General features: G+C 40.1%; 14 protein-coding genes and 1 riboswitch. Of the genes, 4 read left to right on the plus strand and 10 right to left on the minus strand.

Features of this window, described 5'->3' with window-relative positions; translation table 11 throughout:
- Positions 1–105: 105 nt before the first annotated feature.
- Positions 106–212, minus strand: a riboswitch (TPP riboswitch).
- Between the two features lie 49 nt (positions 213–261).
- Positions 262–810, minus strand: a complete 549-nt coding sequence (gene lepB / locus E0E32_RS04955; protein WP_066187636.1) for a signal peptidase I — start codon at positions 808–810, stop codon at positions 262–264.
- A 200-nt stretch (positions 811–1,010) separates the two neighbouring features.
- Here lepB and E0E32_RS04960 point away from each other — a divergent pair, with 200 nt between their 5' ends.
- Together E0E32_RS04960 and E0E32_RS04965 are read left to right on the plus strand one after the other, a co-directional pair.
- A complete protein-coding gene (locus tag E0E32_RS04960; protein WP_130859169.1) occupies positions 1,011–2,210 on the plus strand; it encodes a CynX/NimT family MFS transporter in 1,200 nt (399 codons plus the stop codon).
- Between the two features lie 88 nt (positions 2,211–2,298).
- Positions 2,299–2,607 carry a hypothetical protein gene (locus tag E0E32_RS04965; protein ID WP_130859170.1) on the plus strand — a complete coding sequence of 103 codons (309 nt, stop codon included), beginning with the start codon at positions 2,299–2,301 and terminating at the stop codon, positions 2,605–2,607.
- Positions 2,608–3,109: 502 nt separating this feature from the next.
- Here E0E32_RS04965 and E0E32_RS04970 read toward each other — a convergent pair.
- The 8 genes from E0E32_RS04970 to E0E32_RS05005 all read right to left on the minus strand — a co-directional run bounded on the left by E0E32_RS04970 (position 3,110) and on the right by E0E32_RS05005 (position 8,786).
- Positions 3,110–3,532: an organic hydroperoxide resistance protein gene (locus E0E32_RS04970; RefSeq protein WP_066187642.1), complete on the minus strand. Its 423-nt coding sequence runs from the start codon at positions 3,530–3,532 to the stop codon at positions 3,110–3,112.
- A 151-nt stretch (positions 3,533–3,683) separates the two neighbouring features.
- Positions 3,684–3,845 carry a YtzI protein gene (gene ytzI / locus E0E32_RS04975; RefSeq protein ID WP_130859171.1) on the minus strand — a complete coding sequence of 54 codons (162 nt, stop codon included), beginning with the start codon at positions 3,843–3,845 and terminating at the stop codon, positions 3,684–3,686.
- A 249-nt stretch (positions 3,846–4,094) separates the two neighbouring features.
- Positions 4,095–4,442 (minus strand): DUF1360 domain-containing protein, encoded by a 348-nt coding sequence (locus E0E32_RS04980; protein WP_066187645.1) that lies wholly within the window; start codon positions 4,440–4,442, stop codon positions 4,095–4,097.
- Positions 4,443–4,535: 93 nt separating this feature from the next.
- A complete protein-coding gene (locus E0E32_RS04985; RefSeq protein WP_066187646.1) occupies positions 4,536–4,910 on the minus strand; it encodes a DUF4870 domain-containing protein in 375 nt (124 codons plus the stop codon).
- A gap of 145 nt (positions 4,911–5,055) precedes the next feature.
- Positions 5,056–6,441 (minus strand): DUF4179 domain-containing protein, encoded by a 1,386-nt coding sequence (locus E0E32_RS04990; RefSeq protein ID WP_165444962.1) that lies wholly within the window; start codon positions 6,439–6,441, stop codon positions 5,056–5,058.
- Positions 6,419–6,958, minus strand: a complete 540-nt coding sequence (locus E0E32_RS04995) for a sigma-70 family RNA polymerase sigma factor (RefSeq protein WP_066187652.1) — start codon at positions 6,956–6,958, stop codon at positions 6,419–6,421. The genes E0E32_RS04990 and E0E32_RS04995 overlap by 23 nt, the downstream gene beginning before the upstream one ends.
- 94 nt (positions 6,959–7,052) lie before the next feature.
- Positions 7,053–7,988, minus strand: a complete 936-nt coding sequence (locus E0E32_RS05000; protein WP_130859173.1) for a bile acid:sodium symporter family protein — start codon at positions 7,986–7,988, stop codon at positions 7,053–7,055.
- Between the two features lie 21 nt (positions 7,989–8,009).
- Entirely contained in the window at positions 8,010–8,786 is a 777-nt protein-coding gene (locus E0E32_RS05005; protein ID WP_066187658.1) for an ABC transporter ATP-binding protein, read from the minus strand.
- Positions 8,787–8,924: 138 nt separating this feature from the next.
- On the opposite strand from E0E32_RS05005, the gene E0E32_RS05010 reads away from it, so the two are divergent.
- Both E0E32_RS05010 and E0E32_RS05015 read left to right on the plus strand, forming a co-directional pair.
- Positions 8,925–9,266: a hypothetical protein gene (locus E0E32_RS05010; protein ID WP_066187660.1), complete on the plus strand. Its 342-nt coding sequence runs from the start codon at positions 8,925–8,927 to the stop codon at positions 9,264–9,266.
- A gap of 177 nt (positions 9,267–9,443) precedes the next feature.
- Positions 9,444–9,884 (plus strand): cell wall hydrolase, encoded by a 441-nt coding sequence (locus E0E32_RS05015; RefSeq protein ID WP_066187664.1) that lies wholly within the window; start codon positions 9,444–9,446, stop codon positions 9,882–9,884.
- A gap of 132 nt (positions 9,885–10,016) precedes the next feature.
- Here the strand turns inward: E0E32_RS05015 and E0E32_RS05020 are convergent, their stop codons facing one another.
- On the minus strand, positions 10,017–10,688 hold the full coding sequence (locus E0E32_RS05020; RefSeq protein ID WP_066187669.1) for a hypothetical protein: 672 nt from the start codon (positions 10,686–10,688) through the stop codon (positions 10,017–10,019).
- Positions 10,689–11,134: the final 446 nt, after the last annotated feature.

Genomic DNA, 11,134 nt, shown 5'->3' on the forward strand with positions numbered 1-11,134 from the left:
TAAATGATAACCTCATATTGACATGCAAAAAAACCGCCCCACTAATAAAAGCGGAGCGGTTTTCGTATCATTGATTCATCAAATACAAGGTATATTTATCCCATATACCATCCTGCTCCACTTCCCTACGCTGGTATTAACCAGTTCAGGTTCTAAGGGATCAAGAAAACATTCTTATCTCAGCTGTTGTCACAGCACCCCTAGCGGAATATCAATTATGAAGTTACTTTTACTTAATCATGGATAAGACTTGATGTCAAGTTAAGGAATAATACCAAATGATTCAATCGGCCAAATCCTCATTTTAACATCGCCAATAATGGCATCTTCATCAATGAAGCCAAATTCACGACTATCCTTACTTACACGGCGATTATCTCCCAACACGAACACCTTTCCCTCAGGAACTGTTTTTTCCCCGGTCAAGTCTTCTAGAGTGAAATTACCGGTTAAGTGTACCTCATCTGGTAAATCTGCTTTTGTTTCTGCTAAATAAGGCTCTTCGTGTAGTTCACCATTAATATAGAGTTGATCATTTTCCATGGAAATCGTATCCCCTTCAAAACCGATCACTCGCTTCACATAATTATCCTTTGAATCAGGAGCCTTAAAAGCTACCTCATCAAAACGATTAATCGTGCTTACTTTGCTTAAAATAATACGATCCCCGTCTTCCAAGTTGGGCATCATCGACTCTCCCTTGACGATCGACGGAGTGATCAAGAAGTAGCGACAGACCAGCACAATCAATAGTGCTACCAAAATCGCTCGTATCCATGAAAAGATCTCCTGCCATACTTTGCTCTCCATAATTGACCTTCTTTCTTCCGATTGAGACTTCCTCTAACCATTATTATATGTTATTCTATTGTAATGCAAATCCATCTAAAATACTACCAAATAGTTTAACATATTCTGTATGTCCTAGGTAAATATCATGATCTAACTTGTTGGAAATCGAGATGATTGGCTCTGACAGAAATAAATACAAAGAAAATCAGGTGAAAAAAATGGAAACCTCTTCACAAACCAATAAACGCTACCTATCTATTTTGATGGTTGCTGGTATTATTTTATTAGCATTTAACCTTCGTCCAGCCATTACTGGGGTAGGGCCTATTATCGGGATTATCCGAGAAGATCTTGCCATCAGCAACGGGTTAGCTGGTTTTCTGACCAGTCTGCCTTTGTTAGCCTTTGCCTTTATGTCCCCGTTGGCACCTAGAATTGCAAATAAAGCAAGTAATGAAAAGGCCTTATTATATGGTTTGCTAATATTACTTGTTGGGATTTGGATACGATCGACTTCCCTTATTGCGCTGTTATTTATTGGAACAGCCTTGATCGGGGTAGGTATTGCGATTATTAATGTGCTGTTACCTAGTCTAATTAAGAGTAGTTTCCCAGCAAAAGTTGGATTGATGACTGGCGTATATACGACCTCGATGTCCATGTTTGCAGCTACAGCATCTGGTGTAAGTGTACCATTGACGGTGTCCTTAGACTTAGGATGGCAGTGGTCATTAACTAGCTGGAGTATACTCACTGTCGCAGGGATCATTGTCTGGTCTATCGTCATCAAGCTCCGTTCCAAAACACAGGAACAGCAATTAATGGAACCAAAGCGCGGAAAATTGATGCGTTCACCAATCGCTTGGCAGGTTACCGTATTTATGGGGTTACAATCATTTGTATTTTACGTCACCATTTCTTGGCTGGCGGAAATCCTCATTTCCCATGGCTATAGTGCCTCTACTGCAGGTTGGTATGTCGCTTATATGCAGTTTATTGGTTTACCGGCAACGTTTTTTACACCGGTGATTGCAGGTAGGATTCCTAACCAACAGCCATTGGTCGTCATCTTTGGCCTTTGCGGCGCAATTGGATATGCGCTTCTCTATTTTGACCCAGGTATGATTGGCACCTCGATTGCAGTTACCTTAATTGGACTTATGCTTGGCTCCAGCATCAGCTTAGCGCTGGCTCTGCTTGGACTCCGGACCACAACGGCTAAACAGGCTGCCGAGTTATCAGGCATGGCCCAGTCCTTCGGATATTTATTAGCGGCCGTTGGTCCCATTGCCATCGGTTTTCTGTTTGATATCACCCATTCCTGGAAGCCATCGATTGTGACGATTACAATCCTGACCCTCGTCATGATAAGCTTTGGTTTGGGAGCGAGCAGGAATAAAAACGTCTTGGAAGAGTGAGCTTGCAAGCAAACCACTTTATCCTGCACAAAAAAGGGCGTATAATCATAGACATAATTAGGAATATATGAAGGAGAGAGATAAACGGATGAAACATTGGATGATTGCCATTGGCTTATTGTTTATTATTTCTCCCTATTTGACAGCTGATCATCATGAAGGAACGGCTTTGGTTTCTGCAGAGCTAACCGATAGCACAGATTACTATTATCAACAAATAGATGATAGTGATCCTGCCATGGATGCCAGCTTATTATCGAATACAGCAGTTAGCTATGACACATTATTCTTGATATTGTTGGTATGTATCGTTCCTTCTTTACTACTAGGCAATGGTCATTTGCTGGCAGTCTTTTATCAATCTAATTATCTGATCACATGCAGACATTCCTCATAAGCATGCCAAAAAAAGAAGGAGGAATAACTCATGATGTGGTTTCGGATTTTTATGATTGGATTGTTTTCCACTGCTGCTTTGAGTGTATGGTTGTATCAAGGGATTGAAATTTTCCATGCATTCAGTGATTATTTTAAACATCGTTAAGCCTTTTAATGGTTTATGGAAAAAACTAGCATTCGCTCAGATTTTGAGTGAATGCTAGTTTTTTATAAAAGGGCAATAAAAAAACGTCCGGGTTAGTAACCGCAGTCCCAAGAGGTTACAATCTTAGCCTGCGAACCTCTATGGAGTCTACACCTATTTTCTTCGCTGGGAAATAGTGCTACAATCAATTGGACTGTGAGGATGAAGAACTCAGGGCACTAACATTCTGCAAATCAGCAAGCCATGACTACTTTGAGTGATCGATAAAGGACCGGGCAGCGTTTGCCCGATTTTCCTTATGAATACTCAGTGAAAAGGCGTGAGCAAATGCCCACGCCTTTTGTTATTTATATCCTTAACCGGTTGTTACGTTTAATTCTACATCGATATTTCCTCTAGTTGCCTTTGAGTAAGGGCAGAATTCATGCGCTTGGTTAGCGAGATCTTCTGCTTCTGCTTGGGAAACACCTTTAATCTCCACGTTCAAGACAACCCCTATCTTAAAACCATCGTCTGCTTCATCTTGCATCAGGCTCACTTCTGCGGATGTCGTAGAATCGATGTCTTTCTTGGCATTGGAGGCCATCAGATTCAAGGCACCATCATAACATGCCGAATAACCTGCCGCAAATAGTTGTTCTGGATTAGAGCCTTTCTCCTTACTTTCACCACCAGCAGGGTTGACTAGATTCACATCAATGATACCATCATCCGATTTAGCGAAACCGTCACGACCGCCTTTTGCTGTTGCTTTTGAAGTAAAAAATACTTTACTCACTCTATCCACTCCTTTTTATTAATTTGAACATCATATTTGTTCTATACTATTTACCCTATCCGTACTATTCCTTTTCTTCTACAAATTTAAACATAGAAAATCAAAAGAGTGGACAAACTTATTCGAATCGAAAAAACAAAGAAAGTGACCTTTATTCTTCTCGGTCACTTTCTTTTTCCTCATCCTTCTGCTTTTCTTCTTCTGGTAAGGGGTCCACTGTATGCTTATATCCATAGCCTTTATTCAAGGTTAAGAGGGATAAGACCAGCACCAGAATAACAAAAGCTGCAGATACTAAGATAACTACCCACATGCGTATACCTTCCTTTATTCCAAATAAGTGGGTTCCATTATATCATATTTACCCACTCTTAGATACTGCCCGCACTTCTTCGTTATCCCGTTCATAAGATAAGCTGTGAAGGCTTCTCATTTAAGATAAAGGAGTGGAAGGTATGAATCAAACATCTGTAACCAAGCGCAAAAAGGCAAGACCAAAGAAATCATGTGGATGCGGTAGTTCCAACATAAAAAAAGATAAATCGAAAAAACGATACGGACGTTAAATAAAATAGGATATAACTACCTCCACGATAGCAGCGGCCCCTGCTACCGCGAGAATAAGCATGATCGGGGTAAAAATAGAGGGCGCGGCGTAAAAACCAAGACATAAAAAAGAACTTGTCCAAATCCCTGTACACCAATGACAGCGTAGTAACTCGCCAATCCAACGCTTTAACCCTCTCCCTTTAAAGGTTACTGTCTCTTCTACCGTTCCATCGTCGAGCCATTTTTCCTCCACCTCAAAGAATGGCGCCCGAATAAATCCAGTAATCTTATCATATACAATCAAGCGTGTTAATCGAAACGCTGCTAAGGATAAAATCAATAAGGATAACCATGTAATCACTGCTGCACCCTCTTTACTTTTCTTCTTTATCCTATATTATGTGAGCAGTGGTTGATTCATGAATGAAAAAAACACACGAAAGGGTGTGTTTTTTTATTTCATATTATCCACTTGTTTCTCTGCCATATCACCAATCCACGGCAGTTTGAAATATTTCCCCTGATACGCCTGTACCATCAATACGATCCACAAGACAAGGGTTAACGGTCCGATAAATAATAATAATAACCAACCAAGTATCGGAATAAGTCCAAGTACAAACGACACAATAAAGAGACCGACAGTAACAAATATCGACTGCATCGCATGAAAACGAACGAAGCGATTTTCTTTTTCAATAATTAAAAAAATGATTCCCGTAATCGCACCTGCTAAATAAGTTAACAAACCTGCTACGTTCTGGTCTAAGCCTCCCGATGTTTTGCCTGTTTCATTATTTTTTTCTTCTGGTAACTGTCCATTAGTCATTTCTTTCACTCTCCTTTTATTTTTATTAATTTCTTATTAAATATCTTGTCATTAGTAGTGTACTGATTCTGATGTAAAAACGCAATTATTTTCTTAATTATCGATCAAATAAGAGCCATAAGAATCATCTTATAGCTCTTATCTGTTATTCAGGAAGCTCGATACGAATTGGGTCTAGATGTTGCTGTTCCGCATTTGACTGCAATGTACCAAATGGAATGGTTATTAGATAATCTTGATAGGCCTCATCTGGCAAAGTGAAAGTCGATCGATAATGCAGTGTGTTCTTCTCTATTAAGCGCGTCTCTTCACTTAGAATCGTATGGCCCAATGTTTCCTGTTTATCTATCTCACCATTCTCTCCGGTTACCATATGATCTTGATGAATTAATTGAATAAATCGTGCAAAATTATCGGTGAAGTCTCTTTTCACATTCGTTGCCTGCTCCAATTCATAATCCATCGTTAACGTATTTTCTTTTTGTTGAATATCCTTTATCATTATCCCATAATCAAACCGGTTGCTTTCTGCAGTAAATGGCAACGCTTGATCCAGAGAAACAACAGTGTCTACTTCATCTTGCACAATAACAGGATGAATCTCTAAATAAGCGGCCTCTTCGCTAATCGCACTGCGGAATAATTCTCGTGTTTCCTGCCTGATCGACTCCCCTTCTACCTCAGTCGCTAGCGGTTCGACGAGGGCTTTCATGAATCGTTCCCCTTTGTCATCAAAGACCGTCAATCGCACCTCATCCATTTCATTTGGGACCATACTCGTATAATAAAAGGTAGATGTTACCTTACCATTGGCAATCATCTCCATGTCTAAGCGATAGCCTTCAGCCAGTTCATAGGATGAGTCAATCGTCAGCTCTTCTGACGGATAATAAGTCAGCGGCACATCAAAATGCCACTCCCCCTTAACTCCCGTTATATCGGTAAAGGTTAAGGGTATGCTCGACCACGCTGAGCTTTCGGCAGGTGGCATCCACTCAATTGCCCCCGTATAGCCATCTGTTGTTTCCTGCAAAGGCGTCAAAGTGGCAGACCACTCACTCTGGTCTGACTCATCAAAAATATGGTAGCTGTAATCTGTTTCTGCTTCACTTCCCCCTAGTTTAACGCGATCACCTTCTGCTCGAAAGGTTAACCCGACGATATTCTCATCATAATAGGCACTAGTTATCGTCATATCGATACCATTGCTACTAGCAGATTGATTCAACTCCGTGACAAGATCACTTTCTAACAATTGATAACCAATTTGCAACCCCAATTTGTCATACACCATCCCCAGCAACGGAACATGAGACAAGGCATAAGATATGGGAGCAAAAACAAAACCAGCTAACAAAAAAATAATGATTACCGCTACAGAAAGACTACCAGCGATTTTCAACCTCCACTTTGATTGAGATCGTTTGACCTCTTCTCGTCCCCGTACTAATCCTTGTCGAATTGCTTGGTATACCTCTTTTTCAGGGACATCCATGGGATCGATTTCTTTATAAAAATGATCTTTTTGCATCATATCCATCTCCTTCCATTCGTTTTTTCAACTCGATCCTTGCCCGCCGCAAGTAGGTTTTGATCGTATTCTCCGGACATTCCAGTATGCTAGCGATCTGCTCAATCGGTAAATCGTGATAATAAAATAAAATGATAACGGACTGATATTCTTTGTTTAAGCTGGCAATAGCCGTCTGTATATCCAACTTAGCTTCCCATTCTTCTTGATAATCAACCGACAAATTCTCCAAATGACCGCTTTCATAAATCAACTTTTTCTGCTGGTCTATGACATCATATGCCGTATGAATCAAAATCCTAGTTAGCCAAGTAGAGAAATAGGCAGGTTGCTTTAATTGTCCGATGGAAATAAGCGCCTTATAAGTCGTTTCTTGTAGGATATCCAATGCATCCTGCTGATTATGTACGTAGAGAAAGGCCGTCTTGTATAATTTGTCACTTTCTTGCCGCAGCAACCGTTCCAGTGCTTTCTGGTTTCCTTTGATTGCTTTCTTTACGAGTTTGATATCCTTCAATTCACTACCTCCTTTCTAATGATTAGAGCCATCAACCAGCCAAAAAGTTTCAAAAAAATAATAAACCACACTAAAAAGGGCTAAGAATCCGCTCCTAGCCCGTCGTCTTGCTTAATAATTTACTATATAAAGAAGCTAATACCTGCTGAAACAACATCCCTACCACTACAGGGACTGCCACCGGTCCAGGGAAATATTGTACGGCAATAACCGCTCCTGCACTGATATTTCGCATTCCACTGCTAAGCGTTAAGGAAATCACATCCGCCTGTGTCCGTTTCAACCATTTTGCCATCAACCATGCCAGGAAATAACCACTAGCTGCAACGAAAAACATGATGATCGCTATTTTGATTAAATGAAAATCAACATTTATTAAATAATCCGCTACTACTGAGCTGTTAATCATGATGACTACAGCCAATGTCAATTTTGAAAATGGCGCCAGTCTCGGACTCCATTTCTCATGTATTTTTCCATGAGAGATTTCATGCAGAATCATCGCCACAAGGGATGGAATCACAATCATCATCACCAGTCCGGACATCATCGCCCATACATCTAATTCCACCGTTGCCCCAGCGAAAATGGTTAATAAGAATGGAACAACAAATGGGGAGATAATCGTGTCAATCAAGATCGTCGACAAGGTTAAGGCGACATTCCCTTTATTGATCGACACCCAAATAAAACTCGTGATACCAGTAGGGATTACCATCGCCAGGACAATACCGATCACGGTCATTGTTTCTCCAGGGAAGGCAATCGTTCCTATCAAAAAGGCCCAAAGCGGCATGACAATATGCAAAATCACTAAGGCAATGATCACCGATAATGGATGAGTAATCACACGATACAGAGCAATAAAATTCAAGCTGAGACTACCTGCAAATGTCATAAAGGCAAACAGCCACACAACCAAACCTTCGAATGTGTTAAAAAAATCTGCGAAAATCACCCCTATCACGACGCTCGTCGGGGCAATAAATGGCATGATTTTTTGTAGTATTTGATTAAATCTATTAAGCATCTTCCATTTACTCCTGTTAGCTTATTTCTTCTTCAATCTTGGCCGTTCTTCCGACCAATCCACTTCTACCGGTATTTCAAAAAAGGCAGACAGCACCTCTGATTGAATCATTTTATTGGTTGCTCCTTGTTGAAACACCTCACCATCTTTTAATAACAATGTTTTGTTAAAGGTAGGCAAGATCTCCTCGACATGGTGCGTAACATAAATAATCGAAGGAGCTGATTCGCCAGAACTAATCTGCTCAATCGATGTCAGCAATTGCTCGCGGGCAATAAAATCCAAGCCATTTGTCGGTTCATCTAAGATCAACAGCTTAGGATCATTCATCAAGGCTCGTCCGATTAAAACACGTTGCTGCTCCCCCTGGGATAGTGTGCGATAAGCCCGATTTGCATAAGAAAAACAGTCGAGATCCTTGAGAATCTGCTGTGCCTTTTCACGCATGGCATCGGTCGGTGTTTCATATAAGCCGATTGAGGCAAAGGCGCCGCTAAGCACCACCTGATAGGCACTGTCGGTTCCATACATTCTCTGTTTTAAGGAAGAAGAGACGATTCCTATTTGTTGGCGTAACTGCTCACCTAAGATATCGCGGCCAAATTTTCGGTCGACTACTTCCACCTCTCCTGTTGTCGGAAAATAATAGGAACAAAGCATATGTAACATGGCCGTCTTTCCGGCACCATTTAGGCCTAACAGGGTCCAGTTCTCTCCCTTATTTATATCCCAATCGATATTTTTTAATATCCAATTTCCATCTTTTTTTAAACTAACTCCTGCTAAATGTAAAATCATTGCTAATCCTCCCTACTTCATTTAGTATACATCTAAGTATTGCTTTTTTGTTGTGATTTGCTTTCTGTTTTGCCTGATAAAAGCCATCTTGTCTGAGATTATTATCGATGGGATCAGCTGGAAGAGGAGGAAGATAAGATGGGTGAAAAAATCGAAAAACGTTACTCATGGGTAAGCTATACCTTTCTTAGCATTAGTTCCATTTCGTTAGTGATGATACTGTTAATGCCTAGTGTTGTCTCTACCTTAGATGGTTCTTTATTAGAATTTTTCCTGGAGTTAACAGTGGCACTTCCATTTGTGGGTTTGTTTTTTGCTGGTTGGGCATTGTTTCGGAAACAAGAAGCAAAAGGCTGGACCATATTCGGGCTGTGCTTAGCAGCGGGAAACTTTTTGATTTTGGGAATGTTTTATTACATAATAGCTACCCTTCAGGATATTGGTAACTTTCTAGACGACATGCGTGCCTTTTTTCAATAAAGATCACTGTTTTTGAATGAGACACGCACGTTTTCTCTCTTCAGTATATAAGACCACAAAGCTCTTACGGACAGAATTCCGCAATTCGGCGTTTTTTTGTCCGTTAGATTCTTTTGGGCTGACAAAAAGACATGATTACAGACTTCCATTCATATTTATAGTTGGGAGGTGAAAAAAATGGGCAGAGTAGCTTATCGAAATGCAGACGTTGATTTAATGGCAAGAATGATGAGAGCTGAAGCAGTGGGTGAAGGCAAACAAGGAATGCTGTATGTGGGAAATGTGATTGTGAACCGAGCGGTAGCGGATTGTCTGGACTTTAATGACGTAAGAACCATTGAACAAGTCATTTTTCAAGTACAAGGTGGGAATTATTCATTTGAAGCGGTTCAAAAAGGAAATACCTTTTATCAAAGGGCCAGAGAATCCGAGCGAAGATTAGCAAGGCAAAATTTGGAACATTGGAGAGACCATCCCGCACAATATGCCCTTTGGTACTTTAATCCATATGGTCCGTGTCCTCCAACGTGGTATGACCAACCCTTTTCGGGTCAGTTTAAACAACATTGTTTTTATGAACCAGCCGCTGGGCTATGTGAAAGTGTTTATAGGGGATAATAACGTTGTTGTTATTAAGGGAGACGTGTTAACTGACCCACTTAGCATCTCTAAAGAGAGCACCATGGACCTATTTCTATTAATATGAAAAACCGGGCTGTTCCATTGCCCGGTTTTTCTTTCATCCTTTTATTAGTCATCGAATTGATGAATAAGTTCATATCTTGTTTCATCTAGTAACTCTGAGACATGTACGCGGTCACCATGACCAAAGATAACTTCATTATCCGTTGAGGCCACAATCATAGCGCGCATATTTTTATGAATATCTAAATAAATATCCCCAACAACTGGAGTGGATGTCGACTGATCATCACTTTCTGCCAAATACGAGATCGACTCATCGCGTAATTGTTGTTCTTCCGGTACAAGGCTTTTATCGAAATAGGCAATTTCTTGACTTGCTTCTGCCTTGCCTGGCACCATCACTACGTATTCACTGTGTTTCACACCATTATCTCTGGTGGTAATCACATTCCCGTTTTCTTCTTCTTCTACTTTTTCAATGGCATTTAAAGAATAATGATCTAAATAATCAGGGGTAGGTTTGACAATCAAAATATAATCCCCTGGTTTGGGCTTGGCATATTGATCAATCGTATACCGTTTCCCATAAAAGATGAAGGTATCATTATGTTTGGGACGGTAAAACGTGATTTCCTTTGCAGTGGTTAGCACTTGTTGCATGTCCTTCATACGATACATATGGACCGATTTTTTAAACATTGGTTTGACAGAGTACACTTTATGCAACTCATTTTCAAAAAAAACAAATTGTCCTTTTCTTACTTGAAAAAGATTCATCTAATCCCTCCTCGATAAATTAATCCCCAAATCCAAGGTAACTTCTACATTCTATTCCCTTATTTTTGCTGAAACTAAACATGCTTCAAGCTGCCCTTCTGTAAAATTCCAACAAGGGAATGCTTATCAGAAAATGCTGTTTAGAAGAGCTTTTTTTGAAGCAGTTAAGTCGACAGAAAACTTCTAGACTAGACTTTCATTAACCTTATCTAGCGATTTTTAAAGTAAGTATAACATGTGCTATCTATGAATGCTATCCCCATTTTTCGTTTTATTCATTTCGTTTTTTTCGTGCTTTCTTTACCTGTTTTCTGATAGTTATACTACAACCCTTATATAATTGTTTAAAAAGGCTAAGCAGGACAGCAATAGACGCTCACATACCTCATATATGCATAGCACCCTCTTTTTATTATACCCTATTTCTGTTATTTTATGTATGCGTT

Origin of the sequence: Gracilibacillus phocaeensis, from assembly GCF_900626275.1 — a bacterium.
GTDB lineage: Bacteria > Bacillota > Bacilli > Bacillales > Amphibacillaceae > Gracilibacillus > Gracilibacillus timonensis.

Excerpts from the sequence above, each read along its gene's own strand:
- lepB (WP_066187636.1), bottom strand. The coding sequence starts at position 810 with ATGGAGAGCAAAGTATGGCAGGAGATCTTTTCATGGATACGAGCGATT.
- E0E32_RS04960 (WP_130859169.1), top strand. The coding sequence starts at position 1,011 with ATGGAAACCTCTTCACAAACCAATAAACGCTACCTATCTATTTTGATG.
- E0E32_RS04965 (WP_130859170.1), top strand. The coding sequence starts at position 2,299 with ATGAAACATTGGATGATTGCCATTGGCTTATTGTTTATTATTTCTCCC.
- ytzI (WP_130859171.1), bottom strand. The coding sequence starts at position 3,845 with ATGTGGGTAGTTATCTTAGTATCTGCAGCTTTTGTTATTCTGGTGCTG.
- E0E32_RS04985 (WP_066187646.1), bottom strand. The coding sequence starts at position 4,910 with ATGACTAATGGACAGTTACCAGAAGAAAAAAATAATGAAACAGGCAAA.
- E0E32_RS04990 (WP_165444962.1), bottom strand. The coding sequence starts at position 6,441 with ATGCAAAAAGATCATTTTTATAAAGAAATCGATCCCATGGATGTCCCT.
- E0E32_RS05000 (WP_130859173.1), bottom strand. The coding sequence starts at position 7,988 with ATGCTTAATAGATTTAATCAAATACTACAAAAAATCATGCCATTTATT.
- E0E32_RS05005 (WP_066187658.1), bottom strand. The coding sequence starts at position 8,786 with ATGATTTTACATTTAGCAGGAGTTAGTTTAAAAAAAGATGGAAATTGG.
- E0E32_RS05010 (WP_066187660.1), top strand. The coding sequence starts at position 8,925 with ATGGGTGAAAAAATCGAAAAACGTTACTCATGGGTAAGCTATACCTTT.
- E0E32_RS05015 (WP_066187664.1), top strand. The coding sequence starts at position 9,444 with ATGGGCAGAGTAGCTTATCGAAATGCAGACGTTGATTTAATGGCAAGA.
- E0E32_RS05020 (WP_066187669.1), bottom strand. The coding sequence starts at position 10,688 with ATGAATCTTTTTCAAGTAAGAAAAGGACAATTTGTTTTTTTTGAAAAT.